At 72.3% G+C, this 19,434-nt stretch carries 14 protein-coding genes; 3 read left to right on the plus strand and 11 right to left on the minus strand.

Features of this window, described 5'->3' with window-relative positions; genetic code table 11:
* Positions 1-44: 44 nt before the first annotated feature.
* Positions 45-2,015 (minus strand): ATP-dependent DNA helicase, encoded by a 1,971-nt coding sequence (locus tag OG900_10765; protein ID WUH90528.1) that lies wholly within the window; start codon positions 2,013-2,015, stop codon positions 45-47.
* 121 nt (positions 2,016-2,136) lie between these two features.
* Here OG900_10765 and OG900_10770 point away from each other — a divergent pair, with 121 nt between their 5' ends.
* Together OG900_10770 and OG900_10775 are read left to right on the plus strand one after the other, a co-directional pair.
* Positions 2,137-3,282: an FHA domain-containing protein gene (locus OG900_10770; protein WUH90529.1), complete on the plus strand. Its 1,146-nt coding sequence runs from the start codon at positions 2,137-2,139 to the stop codon at positions 3,280-3,282.
* A gap of 11 nt (positions 3,283-3,293) precedes the next feature.
* On the plus strand, positions 3,294-4,490 hold the full coding sequence (locus OG900_10775) for a protein kinase (protein ID WUH90530.1): 1,197 nt from the start codon (positions 3,294-3,296) through the stop codon (positions 4,488-4,490).
* On the opposite strand, the gene OG900_10780 is transcribed toward OG900_10775, so the two are convergent.
* From OG900_10780 to OG900_10800, 5 genes are all read right to left on the minus strand, one after another.
* A complete protein-coding gene (locus tag OG900_10780; GenBank protein ID WUH90531.1) occupies positions 4,474-5,100 on the minus strand; it encodes an FHA domain-containing protein in 627 nt (208 codons plus the stop codon). The genes OG900_10775 and OG900_10780 overlap by 17 nt on opposite strands.
* A gap of 74 nt (positions 5,101-5,174) precedes the next feature.
* Complete coding sequence (locus OG900_10785; protein WUH90532.1) at positions 5,175-6,938, minus strand: IucA/IucC family siderophore biosynthesis protein; 1,764 nt, start codon at positions 6,936-6,938, stop codon at positions 5,175-5,177.
* Positions 6,939-6,998: 60 nt separating this feature from the next.
* On the minus strand, positions 6,999-7,751 hold the full coding sequence (locus tag OG900_10790) for an acetyltransferase (protein WUH95702.1): 753 nt from the start codon (positions 7,749-7,751) through the stop codon (positions 6,999-7,001).
* Positions 7,748-9,601 carry an iron transporter gene (locus OG900_10795; GenBank protein ID WUH90533.1) on the minus strand — a complete coding sequence of 618 codons (1,854 nt, stop codon included), beginning with the start codon at positions 9,599-9,601 and terminating at the stop codon, positions 7,748-7,750. Before OG900_10795 ends, OG900_10790 begins: the two co-directional genes overlap by 4 nt.
* A 55-nt stretch (positions 9,602-9,656) precedes the next feature.
* Positions 9,657-11,003, minus strand: a complete 1,347-nt coding sequence (locus OG900_10800; GenBank protein ID WUH95703.1) for a diaminobutyrate--2-oxoglutarate transaminase — start codon at positions 11,001-11,003, stop codon at positions 9,657-9,659.
* Positions 11,004-11,305: 302 nt separating this feature from the next.
* On the opposite strand from OG900_10800, the gene OG900_10805 reads away from it, so the two are divergent.
* The gene (locus OG900_10805) at positions 11,306-12,472 is read left to right on the plus strand and encodes a hypothetical protein (GenBank protein ID WUH90534.1); all 1,167 of its coding nucleotides are present in this window, start codon (positions 11,306-11,308) and stop codon (positions 12,470-12,472) included.
* A 92-nt stretch (positions 12,473-12,564) separates the two neighbouring features.
* On the opposite strand, the gene hflX is transcribed toward OG900_10805, so the two are convergent.
* The 5 genes from hflX to miaA all read right to left on the minus strand — a co-directional run bounded on the left by hflX (position 12,565) and on the right by miaA (position 19,270).
* Positions 12,565-14,061, minus strand: a complete 1,497-nt coding sequence (gene hflX, locus OG900_10810) for a GTPase HflX (GenBank protein ID WUH90535.1) — start codon at positions 14,059-14,061, stop codon at positions 12,565-12,567.
* Positions 14,062-14,321: 260 nt separating this feature from the next.
* Complete coding sequence (locus OG900_10815; GenBank protein ID WUH90536.1) at positions 14,322-16,532, minus strand: HD domain-containing protein; 2,211 nt, start codon at positions 16,530-16,532, stop codon at positions 14,322-14,324.
* A gap of 195 nt (positions 16,533-16,727) precedes the next feature.
* Positions 16,728-17,636, minus strand: coding sequence for a diaminopimelate epimerase (dapF, locus tag OG900_10820; protein ID WUH90537.1), 909 nt, complete (start codon positions 17,634-17,636; stop codon positions 16,728-16,730).
* 44 nt (positions 17,637-17,680) lie between these two features.
* Entirely contained in the window at positions 17,681-18,247 is a 567-nt protein-coding gene (locus OG900_10825) for a hypothetical protein (protein ID WUH90538.1), read from the minus strand.
* 99 nt (positions 18,248-18,346) lie between these two features.
* Positions 18,347-19,270, minus strand: a complete 924-nt coding sequence (miaA, locus tag OG900_10830; protein ID WUH90539.1) for a tRNA (adenosine(37)-N6)-dimethylallyltransferase MiaA — start codon at positions 19,268-19,270, stop codon at positions 18,347-18,349.
* Positions 19,271-19,434: the final 164 nt, after the last annotated feature.

A 19,434-nucleotide genomic window follows, 5' to 3' on the forward strand; every position in this document is an offset into this window, starting at 1 on the left:
GTGGCCCGCCGCCGAGGACCGCGCTCAGGCCTCGGCGCGTCGGCTCAGACCTTCGCCGCAGCGTCGATCGCCGCCAGCGAGCGCCGCACCTGGTTGCGATCCGTCGTATACCAGAGGTCGGGCATGGACGAGCGCAGGAAACCGCCGTAGCGGGCGGTCGCGAGCCGCGGGTCGAGAACGGCGACCACACCCCGGTCGCCCGATGCCCTGATCAGCCGGCCCGCACCCTGCGCCATCAGCAGCGCGGCATGGGTCGCGGCGACCGCCATGAAGCCGTTGCCGCCGTGCTCCTCGACCGACTTCTGCCGGGCGCTCATCAGCGGGTCGTCCGGCCGCGGGAACGGGATCCGGTCCATCACCACCAACTGGCAGTTCACCCCGGGCACATCCACCCCCTGCCACAGCGACAGCGTGCCGAACAGGCACGTCCTGGCGTCCTCCGAGAAGGCCCGGATCAGCTCCCCGAGCGTCTCCTCGCCTTGCAGCAGCACCGGGTGGTCCAGCCGGTCGCGCATCGCCTCCGCGGCGGTCTGGGCGCCGCGCATCGAGGAGAACAGCCCGAGCGTACGGCCGCCGGCCGCCTCGACCAGCTCGGCGAGTTCGTCGAGCATGTCCTCACGGCCGGCGTCCCTGCCGGGCGGCGACAGATGCCTGGCGACGTAGAGGATGCCCTGCTTGCGGTAGTCGAAGGGCGATCCGACGTCGATGCCTTTCCAGGACGCCGCATCATCGCCCTGGGTGCCCTCGGCGGACAGTCCCAGCGAGGCCGCCACGCCGTTGAAGTCGCCGCCGAGCTTGAGTGTGGCGGAGGTGAGGACGACCGAGCGCTCGGGGAACAGCTTCTCCCGCAGCAGCCCGGACACATTGAGTGGGGCGACCCGCAGCGACGCCCCGAAGCGGTCGTGGCGCTCGCACCACACCACGTCGTACTCCGAGACCGAGACCAGCCTCTCGCTCACCTCGTGCACGTGCTCGACGGCGGCGCGGGCCTGCTTGCGCACCGCGTCCTCGTCCTGCACCGACTTGTCACGGGTGTCGCCGAGCGCCGTGATCACCTGGCGGCACGCGTCCCGCAGCGCTGCGAGGACGTAGAGCAGGTCCTCGGGGACCTCCTCGAGGCGTCCCGGCAGCGCCAGCTCCATCACCCGCTCGAAGCCCTCCGCGGCGCTCAGCAGGGCGTCCGCGGCCTTCTCGTTGACCAACCGGGCGGCGCGCTTGACCGCACGGTTCACACTGCCCGCGCTCAGCTCGCCGGTCGCCACCCCGGTGACCCGGGAGACCAGCTCGTGCCCCTCGTCGATGATCAGCACTTCGTGGCTGGGCAGGACGGGGGTGCCCTCGATCGCGTCGATGGCGAGCAGCGCGTGGTTGGTGACGACCACATCGGCGAGCTTGGCGCGCTCGCGCGCCGCCTCGGCGAAGCACTCCGCGCCGTAGGCGCACTTGGTGGCGCCCAGGCACTCGCGCGAGCTGACCGACACCTGGCCCCACGCGCGGTCGGACACCCCCGGGGTGAGGCCGTCGCGGTCGCCGGTCTCCGTCTCGTCCGCCCAGTCCCGCATCCGCAGCAGGTCCTGGCCCAGCTTGCTGGTCGGCGCCGCCGCCTCGAAGGGGTCGAAGAGACCCTCTTCGTCGTCCTGCGGCGCCCCTTCGTGCAGGCGATGCAGGCACAGGTAGTTGGACCGGCCCTTGAGCATGGCGAACTGCGGCTCGCGGCGCAGCAGCGGCTGCAGCGCGCTGACCGTGCGGGGCAGGTCGCGCTCGACGAGCTGGCGCTGGAGCGCGAGGGTGGCGGTGGCCACCACCACCCGCTCCCCGTGGGCGAGCGCGGGCACGAGATACCCGAGGGACTTGCCGGTGCCGGTGCCGGCCTGGACGAGCAGGTGGGACTTGTCGTCCACGGCGGCGGCGACGGCCTCGGCCATGGTGACCTGACCGGCCCGCTCCACGCCTCCGACGGCGGTGACGGCGGCGTGCAGGAGGTCGGTGAGCGCGGGTGGGGGCGTGTCAGTCATAGGAAGGCAAGCCTACGGGCAGCCACCGACAACGCCGTCCGGCTGCGCCACTGCCGGTCATCTCCGGGACCGGTCCCGTCATGCGGTGCTAGCTTCTGGTCGTATGCCGTTCGAGCGCCGCATGACTCTGGATTCCTCGGCCGCGGAGTACGTGATCGACGTCGCCAACGTGGTCCGTGAGCCGGCGCTCGGCGGGACGGGGGCGGCGGACCTCGGCAGGCTCGCCGGGCTGCTCGACGCGCTCGCGGAATTCGCCCGCGACCCGGCCGTCCAGGTCTACCCGATCACCGACAGGTCGCTCCTCACCGACGGGCGGCTCACGGCGGAGGAGAGGCTGCTGCTGGACCGCTGGTACGGCGACGGGAAGCTGGAAGTGCTGCCGCGCGCCGACGACCGCATCCTGGAGTTGGCGGACGCGCTCGGCCTGCGGGTGGTCAGCGCCGACAACTTCCTGGACTTCCACCGCGCCTACCCGTGGATCCCCGGCGACCGGGAGCGCTTCCTGCGGCCCGTCCTGGAGCCGGACGGCCGCATCGGGGTCCGTCCCCGGATCATGCCGGTGCCCGAGGAGTGGCAGGTGTCCCGCAAGGAGGAGGAGGGCCTGCTGCTGCGCGCCGGGGTGGTCAGGCGGTGGGAGCGCTCCGCCCGGCACCGGGCGGTGCTGAGCCGTGACTGGCGCTGCCCCGAGCCCGGCTGCCCGCTGTTCGGCGCGACCGGCCGGCCCGGTACGGCGCTGCCGCGCCGCCGCAAGGACCGGGTGCTGTGCCCCACGCACGGTGTGCAGCTCACCGATGCGGGCCCGCTGCGTCCCCGCGCCCAGGTCAAGGTGGTCATGGACGGGACAGTGCGCGGCCGGTTCATGGTGACGGAGGGCGAACCGGTGGCGGTGGGCCGCGCGCCGGCCGGCGGCGGTGTGGCGCTCGGCGCCTGGATCGACGACAGCGCGGTGGAGTCCGTGAGCCGCACCCATGTGGTGCTTGCGTACGACGGCGGCGCGCTGAGCGTGCTGGACGAGCGCAGCGCCAACGGCACCCGGGTGCGGCGCCGGCTGCCCGGCGGCGACACCACGGGGCCGCTGGAGCACGGTGTGACCCGCAGGCTGCGCAAGGGCGAGTCCGTCGTCCTGCACGACCGGGTGGAACTGCTGCCCAGCGGTCGCCAGTTCGTCTTCGAGGACGACCCGGCGGACGGTACGGTCGCACCGCGGGAAGGCAGCGCGGTCGCGGAACCCACGATGATGCAGCTGCCGTTGCACGACGTCGAGTGAACGGGGCTCCGGTGGCAGCAGGCGAAGTCGGTGTCGGTACGGTCCTCAGCGGCCGCTACCGGCTGGAGCAGTTCCTGGGCGGCGGCGGTTTCGGGCAGGTCTACGCGGCGGTCGACCAGGGACTGGGCCGCCGGGTCGCGGTGAAGGTGCTGACGCTGCGCGCCGAGTGGGCGGACGTCGAACGCAGCGAGCGGCAGGGGCGTTTCCGCCGGGAGGCGCTCGCGGCGGCCGCGCTGAGCCACCCCAACGTGGCGACGATCCATGATGCGGGCGAGCACGAAGGGCGCCCCTTCATCGTGATGGAGTTGCTGTCCGGCACCGACTTCCGCAATGTGCTGCTGGACCGTGGCGGACTGCCGGTGGCGGATGTGCTGGCGTACGGCGCGCAGGTCTGCGCCGGTCTGCAGCACGCCCATGAGCGCGGCCTGGTGCACCGCGACATCAAACCCGAGAATCTGATGCTGCTCCCGGACGGCGTCGTCAAAATCTGCGACTTCGGCCTTGTCGCCCCGCAGGATCCGAACGTGACGCGGTATACCGAGCCGCAGGCGCTGCTGGGCTCGCCGCCGTATTTCACGCCCGAGCAGGCGCAGGGCGGCGAGGTGACCGCGCAGTCGGACCTGTATTCGCTGGGCTGCGTCCTCTACGCCATGCTTGCGGAAGGGCCGCCGTTCACCGCGGGGAATTACATCGGCTACGCATATCTCCACGTGCACGAGGAGCCGGAACCGATCGTGAACCGGCGCCCCGAAGTGCCGCCGGAACTGGCGCAGCTGGTGCACCAGTTGCTCGCCAAGGCGCCCCGGGACCGTCCCGCCGGTGCCGCCGAGGTGGGCGCGCGGCTGCGCGCGATGATGCGGCCCGCGGCACTGCGGCGGACCCCGACGGCCCTGGACCGCGGTGCCCGGCATCTGGTGTGGACGCTGATCGAGGAGGGCGAGGCGCTGCTCGCCGCCGGCCGCTTCCACGACGCCGACGACAGGTACTGGCAGGCGCGGCAGCAGATCCTGCGCCAGGGCGCGGACAACGAGCCCGCGTCCTTTGCCGCGCTCTTCGGCCGGGCACGGGCGCTCGAGGGCCTCAACGGCGTCGCGGCGACCCGCCGGCAGTTGGAGGACCTGGCGGGGAGCGCCGCGGAGGCGCTGGGCGCGGACCATCCGCTCGCCCGGTGCACCGCCGCCTACGCGTCGGTCAGAGCAGCACACTGACGTGGACGTCGGCGGCGAGCCGGAAGGTGTCCCCCGGCCGCAGCGGTGTCCTGTCGTTCGCCGTGAGCCGGTAGCCGCGTACGTAGGTGCCGTTGGTCGAGTCCTCGTCGGTGATCCATGCCGAGCCGTCGGCGTCGACTCCGACCCGTGCGTGGATACGTGACAGGTTGTCGCGCTCGGCGAGGAAGGTGACGGCCGGGCAGAGCTGCGGGTCGCGGCCGAGCCGGATCGAGTAGCCGGGGGCCACCTCGACGATGTCGCCGCTGGGGAAGCGCAGTCGCAGGGCGTCCAGGGGGGCGTCCCTGCGGGTCCGTGCGGGCCGGGGCAGGGCGCCGGGGACAACGTTGATGACCCGGGTGTATTCGGCGTCCGGCGCGGCCTTCGGCGGCACGCTCGGGGCCGACCCGGCTCCCGGCGTGGGCGGCCGGGGTGTACCGGGCCTCGGCAGGCGTTCCGTCGGGGCCGTCGAGGACGGCGGCGGGGCGGCCGCGGCGTGCGCCGAGGGCATCAGGGCGAAGGGCACGAAGCAGCCCTGGCAGACCAGCTGGCCGGCGAAGGCGCCCGGCGTGCCGCATTCCGGGCAGGATCCGACGCCCGTTTCCTCGCGCATCCGCCCCCATCCCTCCGCGGTACGACCGGTACGGCGATCGTATCGGCTGGTGCGGCGGCAGGGTGCGACCGAGGTCAGACCGCGTGCAACGGGTTGGGCACGGTGCCGTGAACCGCCGCGTGCGGCCGCTCGGACCGGTCCCGGTAGCCGTCGAGGTGCAGCCGGTTGCGGTTCAGGCACAGGCGGGCGATGTGTGGGGTGAGCAGGTCGAAGCTGGCGAATCGTTCCTTGAGATGGGGGAAACGTTCCTGGTAGCGGATGATCTCGTCGCGCACCAGGCCCCAGAAATCGGCTTCCGCCACGCCCATCTGGTCCTCGCACAGGGGCGCGAGATAGCGCAGGACGCCGACGAAGAGGCCCGAGTGGATGAACTGGGTGAGGAATCCGGGCGCCTCGGTCAGCAGCACCTCCCGGACGTCGTCGGGCATCGTGGCGTGCTCGGGGAGCGCGTCCGCGCTGACGTTGATGTCGTCGACGAAGTCCTTGACCGCGAGCCGCACGGGGAGGTCGTGCTCGTCGAAGACGACGATGGCGTTCTCGCCGTGCGGGGAGAAGACCGTGCCGTAGCGGTAGAGGAAGTGCAGCAGCGGGGGCAGCAGCGCGCCGAAGAGGTGCCGCAGCCAGACGGCCGGGGCGACACCCGAGCGTGCCACCAGCTCCGCGGTGAAGGAGCGGCCGTCCGGGTCGGTGTGCAGCAGCGCGGCCAGGGTGCGCGCGCGCTCACCCGGTTCGAGGTACGTGGACAGCGGCTCGCGCCAGATGCAGCCCAGCAGTTCGCGGTATTGGTACGGAACGGTCGGCAGCCGGTCGTACTGCGGGTGCGCCACGGTCACCGAGGCGACCTCGCCCAGCAGGATCACCCGCGTCTCGTCGCGCAGGAACGGATCGCCGGCGCGCAGCCCGTGCACCCACGCGGTGACGGCGGGCGCGGCGAGGGTGCGCTCGGTGGGCAGGCCGCGCCACACCAGGGTGTTGAGCACCGACAGCGGCAGCTTGACCGTACGGCGGTACGGGCGGCTGGTGTTGAGGAAGGTCCTGATGGACTGCTGGGGCGATCTGAGGTCGTTGTCGGTGCCGAGGGCGATGATGGTCCCGTCGGCGACGGCGGGAGCGAAGAGCGGCAGGACCACGTGCTCCCACTGCCAGGGGTGCACCGGCAGCAGCAGGTAGTCGGCCGGGGCGCGGCGGCGCTCGGCGATGGTGTGGCGGAAGGCGTCGAGTGTGTCCGACGGGATCTCGTCCGCGTAGAGCAGATCGGGGGTGGCCAGCGTGACGACACCGCGGTATCGGGCGAGGCTGTGGTGCACGGCGATCCACGGCAGGCGGTGCTGCCCGCGGGCCTCGGGCGCCCAGCGGGCCGCGTCGGCGTCCGAGAATCCGATACGCCCCTTGTTCGCGACCAGCCAGGGGTGGCCCGTCTGGTGCCCTTCCAGCTCCGCGTAGTCCAGGTCGGCCAGTTCGGCGGCGGACAGCGCGCCGGCGTCCAGGCGCAGGTCGGCGCACAGCGTGGCGAGGAGCTCGCGGATGAGGTGGCCGGTGGTGTCCCCGCTCAGGCCGAGCACAGCCTCGTGCGCCTGGCTGATGAAGTGCAGCGGATCGCCGTCGGGCACGATGCTCGCCTGGTCCACCCGCCAGCTGCCGTAGGCGCCCCTGCGGGCGTGGAAGCGGTAGGTCAGTGTGTCGCTGAGCCGCAGGCGGTAGGCCGTCGGCCCTTCCGCGGGCTCCGCTTCCGGGACGATCACCTCCTCGTAGGCGAATTCGGCGAGCAGCTTCGCCAGCAGGCGCCGGGCCGCGCGCTGCCAGGCGGCAGAGTCGGGGGAAAGAGGGGAGCTGATCACGGTGGACTCCTGCGGGGACCGGGGGTGCAGGCGGGTGGAAGAGGGCCGGGTACGGCTTGCTCAGAGCAGGTGGCGCATGGCGCGGTCGCGGATCATCAGGGCGGCGCGCTTGCCCGGCAGGTCGGCCTCCGCGGACAGCCGGAAGCCCGCGGCGAGAAAAGCCGCCACGGAGGGGGTGTTGCGCAGGTCGGGTTCCGAGACCACCCGGCCGCAGCCGGGCCGTTGGTCCAGGATCAGGTCGGCGACCGCCCTGATGAGGATGCTGCCGAGCCCGCGGCCGCGGTCGGCCGCACCGCCGATGAGCAGGTGGACACCGGTGTCCTGCGGCCTGGCGGGGTAGCACCGGGCGAGCGGATCGAGGTCGGCGCGGTAGACCTCCCAGTAGCTCATGGGGGTGCCGTCGAGCAGGCCGAGGCAGGGGATGCTGCGGCCGTCGCCGCCGAGTTGGGCGTCCAGATGCCGCCCGGTCACCGCCGGGTCCCCGGCCAGCTCCCAGAAGTCCGCGACCACCGGGTCGTTCATCCACCTGCTGACGAGGGCGAGGTCGCGTACGCCGTCGACCGGCACGAGGCGGAAGACCCCGGCAGGCGTGGCCGCGTCGGACCAGCGCTCGATGTCGCCGACCAGGCCGGGAGCGGCGTCGACGGCCGAGCCGCAGGACCGGGGGCCGGAGGCCTGCCCGCTCGGCGGGGTGTCGCGGGCCGCGAAGAGCGCGAGGAATTGCGGTGGCAGCGTCAGATCGAGGGTGTCCTCGGTGCCCGATTCCGCGGGTGTCACGGTGGCTCCTCCTCCCTGCACCCGGCGGCCGGTCAGCCGGCCAGCGGGTTGGACATGGTGACGTAGACCGACTGCGTGTCGACCGGGCCGACGAGTTCGTCCATGCCGCGCAGCCGGGTGAGCAGGTTGGCCTTGCAGCGCAGGTGCGTGCTGTGCAGCAACAGCCCCGGCAGGTTGCTGCCGCCGCTCTGTGCCGCCTGGGCAAGGAAGCGGCGGAAGGCGGCGAGCAGGACCCGCTCGTCGGCGAGTTGCTGCGACCCCAGGGCGCCGATCAGGCCGAGCACATTGTTGATGCCGACGTAATAGGCGAAGCGTTCGTCGGCGATCTCGTCGGCGACGAAGGTCTCACTCGCGACTCCGAGGCCCGGCAGCCGCTGCTCCAGGTCCGCGCGGTGCGAATCGCGGTAGTAGTACCCCTGGTTGTCGCGGTAGCGGCCGCCGCAGGGCCAGCCGTCCGCGTCGAGCAGCACCAGGGTGTTCTGCTGGTGCGCTTCGAGCGCGATGCCCGCCTCGCCGTCCAGCCACAGCAGCGGCAGGACCACGGCGTCGAGATAGCGCAGGAACCACTCGGTGGCGACCGCCGGGCCTGGCCGCCCGGTCCGCTCGGCGAGCCGGTCGATGACCACGGCCAGCCGGGACCGCAGTACGTGCGCCGCGCCGTCGGCCGGCCAGGGCTGCGGCGAGACCAGTCCCGCGACGCAGTGCGCCTGGTCGCCGGGGCCGAACGGATTGTGCCGGAGCACGACGTCGAGGCCGGTGACCGGCTCGCCGTCCGCGGTGTCGACGGCGAGCCACGCGGGGTCGCGCACGATGTCGAAGCCGGGGTGGGCCGCGCGCCACTGCGCCGCCAGTCCACTGCGCAGCAGTCGGTGGACCTCGGTGCCGCGCAGCAGTTCCTTGCGCAGGTTCTCCCGCCGGCTGTTGGTGATCCGGACGCCCAGCGACAGCTTGAGCATCGCCGGCGCGTCGTGCCGATAGACGGTGCGCACCGAGGAGGTGGGGTGCCACGCCTCGCCGTGCGGGCCGAGGTCGTGCAGCATCCCGGTGTCGAAGAGCGCCCGCACGCCCGGCCGGTGCCCGATATCGCGGGCCTGCCACGGGTGCAGCGGCAGCAGCGCGGTGCCGTCGGGCCGGGCCGGGCCGGGGCCGGCGAAGGAGCTGATCAGGTCGACCGCCGCGATCGGGCGTCCCCGCTCGGTCCAGGCCGAGTCGGTGGCGAGCAGTGCCTCGTCCACGGCGAGCCAGTGCAGCGGGAACGATCCGCGCGTCTCGGGGGAATATGCCGCGTTCTCAGCGTCGCTGAGCCCTTCGCGGCTCTTCGGGGAGGGGTGCATCGGGTGGCCGAGGACCAGGGCCTGCTCCGATTCCAGGAAGGGCAGTTCGGCGTCGGCCCGGCCGGGCCGGCCGCGGCGTTCCGTGACGAAGGCGGCCGTACGGCGTACCGAATCGGCGACCCTGGCCACCAGGTCGGCGGCCTGCGCGGGCTCGCCGCCGCCTTCCCTGGCCAGCAGCGCTGACAGCTCGACGGCGGTCAGGACGTGCTCGGTGGCGGTCGGGCGGGCCGGGCCGAAGCGGTGGTGGCCGGTCGGCGACCAGTGGCGTACGGCGGCTCTCGCTTCGATGCCACTGGCCGGCAGGGCGATCAGCAGCACGCCGTCGGCGGGCCGGGGCAGCCCCCTTTCCCGTACCCAGCAGCGCAGCAGGTTGTCGGTGCCCGCGGCATCGGCGACGCGATAGGCGTCGGGATGATGCAGCGGGTCGGCGCCGGCACCTGCCGGGGACTCGGCCATGGGAGCGGCGGCCGGCTGCGGGAGGTGCGGGCGCTGGAGCGGCATACCGGTCAGTTCGGCGACCGGGGCCGGGGCGACTTCTGCGGGGGCGGTCATACGGAGGCTCCACTGGTCATTGCCGCGGGGAAGCGGGCGATGTCGGGTGCGGGCGTCATGCGGCGGCGCCCGGCGCGGTGGCGTGCGCGGCTTCGATGGCTCCGGCCAGGCGTTCGAGTACGGCCTCTGCCTGCTCGTCGGTGATCGTCAGCGGCGGCAGCAGCCGGACGACGCTGCCGTGCCTGCCGCCGAGTTCGATGATCAGGCCGCGGCGCAGGGCCTCGCGCTGAATCTGCTCGGCGAGGCGCGGTGCGGCGGGCTGGGCGCCGTAGTCGTCCGCTTCCGCGTCGGTGTCGACGATCTCCACGCCGATCATCAGACCGCGGCCTCTCACGTCTCCGATGCACGAGTGGTGCGCGGCCAGTCCCCGCAGGCGGCTGAGCATGCGGGAGCCGACCGTCTCGGCGCGTTCGTGCAGGGCATTGCGCCGGACGAAGCGCAGGGTCGCGGTGCCCGCGGCCATGGCCAGTTGGTTGCCGCGGAAAGTCCCGGCGTGCGCGCCGGGCAGCCAGCCGTCCAACTCGTCGCGGTAGACGATGACGGCCAGCGGCAGGCTGCCGCCGATGGCCTTGGACAGCACCATCACGTCGGGCACGATCCCGCTTCGCTCGACGGCCCAGAAGGTGCCGGTCCTACCCACTCCGGTCTGCACCTCGTCGGCGATCAACGGGATGCCGTGGTCCGCGGTGATCGCCCGCATCCGACGCAGCCAGCTGTCGGGGGCGGGGATCACGCCGCCCTCCCCCTGCACCACTTCGAGGAGCATTCCCGCCGGCGGCTGCACCCCGCCCTTGGGGTCGTCCAGCAGGTGCGCGGTCCACCGCGCGGCCAGTTCGGCGCCCCGCTCGCCGCCGATCCCGAAGGGGCAGCGGTAGTCGTACGGATACGGCAGCCGGGTGACCTGGGTGTCAGGACCGTGCAGGGCCGCGCGCACCGCCGTGTCGCCCGTCGCGGCGAGCGCGGCGGCGGTCATGCCGTGGTAGGCGCCGGAGAAGGCCAGCAGCCCGTCGCGCCCGGTGGCGGTCCTGGTGAGTTTGATGGCCGCTTCGACGGCGTCGGTGCCCGCCGGTCCGCAGAACTGGATCCGGCCGTGCTCGGCCAGTTCCGGCGGCAGCGTCTCGAACAGGGCCGTGGTGAAGGCGTCCTTGACCGGCGTCGCGAGGTCCAGCACATGCAGCGGCGCACCGGAGTCGAGTACTCCTCTGACGGCCTCCATGACGACAGGGTGGTTGTGGCCGAGGGCCAGGGTCCCCGCGCCCGACAGGCAGTCCAGGTAGCGGCGGCCGTCCGCGCCCTCGACCGTCATCCCGCGGGCCCTCACCGGGACCACGGGCAGCGAGCGCGCATAGGTGCGGGCGGACGACTCGCGCTGCTCCTGCCTGCGCAGGATCCCCTCCGCCAACTCTTCCGCCGCCGTGGTGACGTCGCGGTCGTCGTATCCGCCGGCCGGCGCCCTGAGATGTCCCGACGCGCTCGAAATGGCCGCCACGTGCTGTCTCCTCCGAGTCGCCTGCAGTCGATTCGTCCCCCGTCTGTACTAACGACGCGGTGACGGACCGATCACGGGCGGCGCACAGAACTTTCCCGACGGAACCGGTGAACGGGAGGTGACCGTCCATCACACCGACGGCGCGGCCATGCGCCGCCCATGCCGGACACACAACTGCGCGGCCGGTGTGCAGACTTCGCAGGGGGCTCACGTTCATGTCATCGAAACGTCGGTCGTTGGTGGCTGGTGCTGCCGTCGTGGCTCTGGTGGCCACGGCAAGCGCGTGCAAGTCGTCGGGGACCGAAGGCGACTCCAAGCCCACACCGGCGCAGACGGCGACGTCGAAGCCGAAGTTCGACCTCACCCTTCCGACGTCGCTGCCGACCAGTGTCGCCGACCTCAAGAAGTGGGAAGACGCGTACAAGCGCGGCGCCTGGAAGAACTGGGACAAGTCCCAATGGCTGCGCAAGGCAGCGGATTTCGTCAACCCGGTGATCGACGGCCTGTGGAACGACGACCGGATGAAGGGTGCCGACCCGGAGGCCAAGAACGTTCCCGTCGACGTTCCCGCCGACCAGGGCCAGACCGACCCCGCACCCGCCCCGGTGGAGGCGAACGCGGTCGCCACGCCGTACCACCGGAGCGCGCCTGACGTCGGGAAGCTGTTCTTCGACAGCCCCAAGGGCTCGATGGTCTGCTCGGCGACCGTGATCCAGGATCCGGCGCACCCGGGCAAGTCCAACCTGGTGTGGACGGCCGGGCACTGCGTACACGCGGGCGCGGAGGGCGGCTGGTACCGCAACATCGCCTTCGTGCCCGCCTACAACGACTCCGGCAGGAGTGCCGCTTCGCTGAAGAACGCCAAGCGCGATGTGCTCGCGCCGTACGGGGTCTTCTGGGCCGACGGGGCGAGCACGTCGCAGCAGTGGATCGACACGGGGGCCGAGTCGGGCGGCAGCGGCTCGCCGTACGACTTCGCCGTCCTGCACGTGGTGCCCGAGAAGGGCGGCAAGTCGCTGGAGGAAACGGTCGGCTCGGCCATGCCGGTGTGGTTCGACGCCCCGTCGACCGCGCAGGTCGGCGCCCTGGACGCGTGGGGATATCCCGCGGCGTCGCCTTACGACGGCCAGCGGATGTTCGACTGCGCGGGGCGGCCCGGGCGGCTGTCGCTCGACGCCCAGCAGCCTACGGAATACCGCATCGGCTGCACCATGACGGCGGGCTCGTCCGGCGGCGGCTGGTTCGCCAAGCGGCCGGACGGATCGACCGCGCTGGTCAGCAACACGTCGATCGGCCCGGTGACGGCGACCTGGCTGGCCGGCCCGCGGCTCGGCGCGGACGCCGAGAAGGTCTATGACGCGATGAGCAGGAAATTCCGCTGACGGCAGGCGCCGAGCACGGATGAGGACATGGGTAGGGCCCCGTCTCCTGGAGACGGGGCCCTACCCATGCAGTGCCTTGCCTGCCCGGTGGGTCAGTGGTGCGCGGCGAGGGTGAACGGGGCCAGTTCCGCCGCCATCTCCTCATGCACCCGGACCTTGAGCAGGGTGCCGTCGCCGGTGTGCTCCTCGGAGAGTACCTCGCCGCCGGCATGCACCCGGGACACCAGCCCACCGTGGGTGTAGGGCACCAGGGCCTCCACTTCCACGTCCGGGCGCGGCAGTTCGCTGTCGATCATCTCCAGCAGCTCATCGATGCCCTTGCCGGTGCGCGCCGACACGGCGATGGCGTGCTTCTCGTTGCGCAGCAGGCGCTGGAGCACCAGCGGATCGGCCGCGTCCGCCTTGTTGATCACCACGATCTCGGGCACGTCGAGCGCGCCGACATCGCGGAACACCTCGCGGACCGCCGCCAACTGCTCCTCGGGCACCGGGTGCGAGCCGTCCACCACGTGCAGGATCAGGTCGGCGTCGCCGACCTCCTCCATCGTGGAGCGGAAGGCCTCCACCAGGTGGTGCGGCAGGTGCCGGACGAACCCGACGGTGTCGGCCAGGGTGTAGAGCCGCCCGCTGGGCGTCTCCGCCCTGCGTACGGTCGGGTCGAGGGTGGCGAACAGCGAGTTCTCCACCAGGACTCCGGCTCCGGTGAGCCGATTGAGCAGCGAGGACTTGCCCGCGTTGGTGTAGCCGGCGATGGCCACCGACGGCACCTTGTGGCGCTTGCGCTCCTGGCGCTTGAGGTCGCGGCTGGTCTTCATCTCCGCGATCTCCCGGCGCATCTTCGCCATCTTCTCGCGGATGCGGCGCCGGTCGGTCTCGATCTTGGTCTCACCGGGACCACGGGTGGCCATACCGCCGCCGGACGAACCGGAGCCGCCGCCACCCATCTGCCGGGACAGCGACTGGCCCCAGCCTCGCAGCCTGGGCAGCATGTACTGCATCTGGGCGAGCGAGACCTGCGCCTTGCCCTCACGGGACTTGGCGTGCTGGGCGAAGATGTCGAGGATCAGCGCGGTGCGGTCGACGACCTTGACCTTCACCACGTCTTCGAGATGGATGAGCTGGCCTGGGCTCAGCTCACCGTCGCAGACGACGGTGTCGGCGCCGCTCTCCAGCACCACGTCCCGCAGCTCCTGCGCCTTGCCCGAGCCGATGTAGGTGGCCGGGTCCGGCTTGTCGCGGCGCTGGATCACACCGTCGAGGACGAGGGCGCCCGCGGTCTCGGCGAGCGCCGCCAGCTCTGCCAGCGAATTCTCGGCGTCGTCCACGGTGCCCGAGGTCCACACGCCGACGAGCACGACGCGCTCCAGGCGCAGCTGCCGGTATTCGACCTCGGTGACGTCCTCCAGTTCGGTGGACAGACCCGCGACGCGGCGGAGCGAGGCCCGCTCGGAGCGGTCGAGCTGATCGCCGTCGCGGTCTTCGTCGATGTGCGCGCTCCAGGCGACGTCCTCTTCCATCAGGGCGTCGGCCCGAAGGCTCTCGGGGAGGCGCTGGCGGTCGTTCGAAGAGGAAGAAGAGGAGGAGGTCATCGGATCCTTAGGTCGTACGGTCGAGGTCCGGCACACGTTCGTGCCGTCACTACGATGGTCGCACGCCGGACCGCCGCGGTCACGCGGGTTTCCCGGCGGGTGCGCACAGCGTGAGGACCACTCTTCCGGGTGATGCCTGCCGGGAACGGGCCACCGCACCCATCCGTTCACTCAGAGTAATCATCGAAGCGGAGCAGCCGACTCGATGGCGGATCTGAGGAGTGAGTGCGGTGGGCGGCAGCGGAACGGCAGTGCGGGGATCAGCCGCGGGTCGCGGTGACCGCGGGCTTGGCGCGGTAGACATCGTAGACGCCGGGCACGGCGCGCATGGCGCGCATCAGCCCGGCGAGGGCCTGGGGATCGGGCAGCTCCACCGTGTAGGTGTGCCGCACGCGGTGCTCCTGCGGCGGTTCCACCGCCGCCGAGACGATGCCGACGCCTTCGGTGGCGATCACCTCGGTGAGGTCGGCGAGCAGCCGCGGGCGGCTCAGCGCCTCGGCGAGCACCGTGGCGCGGTAGCCGCCGGCCGGCGTGCCGTCCCGCCACCCGACAGGTACGGAGGTCCGGCCGGCCGAGGTCATCCTGGCGGTGCTCGGACATTCGACGCGGTGGACGGTCACGGCGCCGCCGCGGATGACGAAGCCCGTCACCGCGTCGGGCGGGACGGGCGTGCAGCAGCGGGCGAGCCGCACCGAGGCCCCGGGCAGATCGGCGACCGCCACCGGCTGGGCGGCCGGCGCGATGCTGGCCGCCCGGGTGGGCCGGGCCGCCGGGGCGGCGGCCGGCTGGTCGTCGTCGGCGGGGGCCGGGTGCTGTGCCAGCCAGCGGGTGATGGCGATCCGGGCCGCGGGGGTGGTGGCGTGTTCCAGCCAGTCGGCGGCCGGGCGCGAGGCGGCCGCGTCGTCCAGCAGCAGTTGCAGGCTGTCACCGTCACGCAGCCGGGTGCCCAGCGGTGCCAGCCGGCCGTTGACCCGTACGCCGATGCACCGGCGGCCGCCCTCGCCGTGCACGGCGTAAGCGGCGTCCACGCAACTGGCGCCCGCGGGCAGCCGGATCGTGCCCGAGGCGTCGCCGCCCTCCGCGGTGAAGACGGTGATCTCGCGGTCCTGCGCGAGGTCGTCGCGCAGCGCGGTCCAGAAGGTGTCGGGGTCGGGTGCGTCCCGCTGCCATTCGAGCAGCCGGGCCAGCCAGCCCGGCTGGGTCGGGTCGACCCTCCCCCAGGCTTCGGCGGCCGCCGATCCCGTGGCGGTTCGTCCGGTGCCGCTCGTGGCGGGCGGCGGCGTGCCCTCGGCGGCGGAATGCAGGTGCTCCACGGCGGCGTGCGGGTCGCCGAGGGCGATCACCCCGGTCTCCGCGACCCGGTGCATCTGCCGGGTGCGGACCAGGACCTCGGCGATCCGGCCCTGGGCGTCGGCGACGGCGGTGTGCAGCGACTGGTAGAGGTTGAATTTGGGAGCGGCGATAAAGTCCTTGAACTCGGCGATCACCGGGGTGAAGCAGGTGTGGAGTTCGCCGAGCACGGCGTAGCAGTCGGCGTCCTCGCCGACCAGCACGAGCAGCCTGCCGAAGTCACCGCCACCCAACTCGGCGCCGCCGCGCTTCAGCAGCAGCCGGTGGACGGAGACCGCGTGCCGCGGCCTGATCGCGACCTCGGCCGCGATGTCCGCGTCGCGCAGCACCTTGCGCAGGTCCTCGGCGATCGTGGCCAGCAAGTCGGGCCGCCGCGCGTTGGCGGCGATCATGGCCTGGGTGCGGGCGTATTCGGCGGGGTGGAGGATCGCGAAGACCCGGTCCTCCAGCTCGGTCTTGAGCGCCTGCACGCCGAGACGCTCGGCGAGCGGGATCAGCACGTCCCGGGTGACCTTGGCGATCCTGGCCTGCTTGTCGGGCCGCATCACCCCGAGGGTGCGGACGTTGTGCAGCCGGTCGGCGAGCTTGATGGACATCACGCGGACGTCGCTGCCGGTGGCGACCAGCATCTTGCGGAAGGTCTCGGGCTCGGCCGCGGCCCCGTGGTCGACCTTCTCCAGCTTGGTGACGCCGTCCACGAGATAGGTCACCTCGGCGCCGAATTCCTCCCGCACCTGATCCAGTGTCACGTCGGTGTCCTCGACGGTGTCGTGCAGCAGAGAGGCCGTCAACGTGGTGGTCTCGGCGCCGAGTTCGGCGAGGATCAAGGTGACGGCCAGCGGATGGGTGATGTACGGCTCACCACTCTTGCGCGTCTGACCGCGGTGCGAGGACTCGGCGAGCACATATGCCCGGCGCAAAGTCTCGACCGCGTCAGGCCCGGCCTGCGGGTGCCGGGCGCGGTGGACCTTGATGAGGTGCTCGATGGCACCCGGCAACCGGTCCCTGGTGCCCGGACCGAGCAGGGCGGCCCGCCCGAGCCGGCGCAGATCGAGACGCCGCAGACCGCGTCGACGGGCATCGGCGACGCGCTCGGCGTCCACCGCGTTGTCTGCGCTCATCGGCACCTCCGGCAGCATGAACCGGCGGCAGAAGCCCTCACACGACCCGCGGGGCCGCGCCGGTGATTGATGCTATCGAGCCCACCACGTGCGGCTGTCACGCTCTCGCCGAGAGTGATCCCCATCACCCGTTCGAGGGACGGTGTACGGGGATTCCTGGCGGAATGAGCCGGGTAGCAAAACGGTGCGGGGGGATCAGCGGACCGATCGGGCGGCAGCGAAAGCGGGTTCGAGGACTCCCTCGGCGACGATGACCGCGGGGCCGGTCATCTCGATCAGGCCGTCGACGGTCTCGGTGATCACCAGCCGGCCGCCGGGGACGTCGACGGTGTAGGTGACGGGGCGGCCGGTGTCCGCGGGATCGAGGCCGTCACGGCGGGCGGCCGCGACCATCACGGCGCAGGCTCCGGTGCCGCAGGACCGGGTCTCGCCCGAGCCGCGCTCGTGGACGCGCATGGCCACGTGGCGGGGTCCGCGGTCCACGACGAATTCGACGTTCGTACCGGCGGGGTAGGCCTCGGCGGGGGTGACAGCGGGGGCCCGGAAGAGGTCTCCGGCCTCGGCGAGGTCGTCCACGAAGACGACGGCGTGCGGGTTGCCCATGTTGACGTGGACCGCGGGCCAGCCGCGGGAGTCGACCGTCACCGTGACGGCGCCGTCGGGGAAGGCGGCCCGGCCCATGCCGACAGTGATCCCGCCGGGGGAGCCGTCGTCGCCGTCCTTGGCGATGTGGACCTCGCGCACCCCCGCACGGGTGGCGAGGGCCAGGTCGCCGGCATCGGCGAGGCCGGCCCGCTGGAGGTAGCGGGCGAAGACACGGACGCCGTTGCCGCACATCTCGGCGATGCTGCCGTCGCTGTTGCGGTAGTCCATGAACCACTCGGCCCGGTCGGCGAGCGCGGCGGCCTCCGGGTGGGCGGCCGAGCGGACGACGCGCAGCAGGCCGTCGCCGCCGACCCCGGCGCGGCGGTCGCACAGCCTGGCCACCTGGTCGGCGGACAGGTCGAGCAGACCGTCCGGGTCGGGGACGATCACGAAGTCGTTCTCGGTCCCGTGGCCCTTGAGGAAGACGGAAGGAGTGGTGCCGGGGTGCGCGTCAGTCACCTCTCGATCGTACGCGGACGGCCGGCTGTGAGCGGCGCGGGGCGTCAGCGCAGCCGGGCGACGCGCCAGACGGCCAGCGCGGCGAGCAGCACGATCAGGGCGGCGTAGCCGGCGGCGAAGCGCCAGTCGATCCGGGCGCCGGAGCCGCGGGCGGGCAGCCCCGGCCAGGTGTAGCCGACCCGGCGGGCCGCCATCAGCGCCCAGCCCGCGGAGCAGCAGCACAGCAGCAGGCCGAGCATGGCGACGACCGGACCGGCGTCGCCGGATTCGAAGGCGAGAGGAAAGGCGAACATGAGGGATCCGCCCACCGCGAGCGCGATGATCGGAGCGAGCTGCCAGATCCGCAGCCGCCGCTGCGGTCGCAGTTCACGGAAGGACTGGCCGCCGTCGAGCGGCAGGACCGGGTCGATCGAACCCAGCGGGTCGAGGGGTTCGAGCGGAATCAGCGGGTCGCCGAGGGCGTCCAGCGATTCCAGGTGCGTCAGCTCTTCGATGTGTTCCGCGCTGTCGGCCGGGACACCGTTGATCTCCTGTGACGCATGGGAGTCGTACGAGTCCGCCGCTGAGTCGCGCCCCTGGGGGGTGTCGCGTGGGCCGAGTGCCATCGCCACGCGCCCTCCCGAGTCTCCGACACCGTAGCTGGTCGCTCGATGATGGCACGGTCGGAGGGCTGGTCCCGGACGCCGGAGCGTCCCGATGCCATCACGTGATCAGGCTGTGACCGCTTCCTCGAGCAACGTCAGCGCATGGTCGGTGAGTTCTCCGTCCTGGGCGGTGAGCCAGTGCACACGGCCGTCGCGTCGGAACCACGAATCCTGGCGCCGTGCGAAACGTTTCGTGGCCCGCACGGTGTCGGCGCGCGCCTCCTCCTCGGTGCACTCCCCGGCGAGCGCGGCGAGCACCTGCTGGTAGCCGAGGGCGCGGGAGGCGGTGCGGCCCTCGCGCAGCCCGACGGCATCCAGGGCGCCGACCTCGGCGACGAGGCCGCCCGCCCACATACGGTCGACCCGCAGCGCGATGCGCTCGTCGAGCAGCGGCCGGGGGATGTCGAGCCCGATCTGCACGGTGTCGTAGACCGACTGCTGCGCCTCGGCCTGGGGCAGGTTGGCCGTGAAGGGCCGGCCGGTGATCTCGACCACTTCCAGGGCGCGGACGATCCGGCGGCCGTTGCTGGGGAGGATCGCCTGGGCCGCGGCCGGGTCGACGGCGGCCAGCCGGGCGTGCAGGGCGCCCGGGCCGCGCATGTCGAGTTCGGCCTCCAGCCTGGCGCGGACGGCGGCGTCGGTGCCCGGGAATTCCAGCGGGTCGATCGCGGCGCGCACGTACAGCCCGGAGCCGCCGACCAGCACCGGGACCCGGTCCGCAGCGTGCAGCCGGTCGATCTCGGCGCGGGCCAGCCGCTGGTAGTCGGCGACGTTGGCGGCCTGCGTCACGTCCCAGATGTCCAGCAGGTGGTGCGGCACGCCCTGCCGTTCGTCGGGTGGGAGTTTGGCGGTGCCGATGTCCATGCCGCGGTAGAGCTGCATGGAGTCGGCGTTGATCACCTCGCCGCCCAGGATCCGGGCCAGGGAGACACCGAGATCCGATTTTCCGGCTGCGGTGGGGCCTACGACGGCGATCACACGGTTCTTCACGTTGTCAGTCTCCCAAACATCCGGTGCCGGCTTCCAAACGTCCGGCGCCGACCTCGATGCACAGGGGGCGGGCTCGGCGGCGCGTATTCACAGTGGCGCGAGTATTGTCTGAAGAGAAGGGCATTTTGCGGTGCTTGTGATACTTTGCGGCTATTTGCTCGCAG

It is taken from the genome of Streptomyces sp. NBC_00433, from assembly GCA_036015235.1.
Lineage (GTDB): Bacteria > Actinomycetota > Actinomycetes > Streptomycetales > Streptomycetaceae > Actinacidiphila.

Coding starts and splice junctions, on each gene's coding strand:
- OG900_10805 (WUH90534.1), top strand. CDS start 11,306: ATGTCATCGAAACGTCGGTCGTTGGTGGCTGGTGCTGCCGTCGTGGCT.
- OG900_10795 (WUH90533.1), bottom strand. CDS start 9,601: ATGACCGCCCCCGCAGAAGTCGCCCCGGCCCCGGTCGCCGAACTGACC.
- OG900_10765 (WUH90528.1), bottom strand. CDS start 2,015: ATGACTGACACGCCCCCACCCGCGCTCACCGACCTCCTGCACGCCGCC.
- hflX (WUH90535.1), bottom strand. CDS start 14,061: ATGACCTCCTCCTCTTCTTCCTCTTCGAACGACCGCCAGCGCCTCCCC.
- OG900_10815 (WUH90536.1), bottom strand. CDS start 16,532: ATGAGCGCAGACAACGCGGTGGACGCCGAGCGCGTCGCCGATGCCCGT.
- OG900_10770 (WUH90529.1), top strand. CDS start 2,137: ATGACTCTGGATTCCTCGGCCGCGGAGTACGTGATCGACGTCGCCAAC.
- OG900_10780 (WUH90531.1), bottom strand. CDS start 5,100: ATGCGCGAGGAAACGGGCGTCGGATCCTGCCCGGAATGCGGCACGCCG.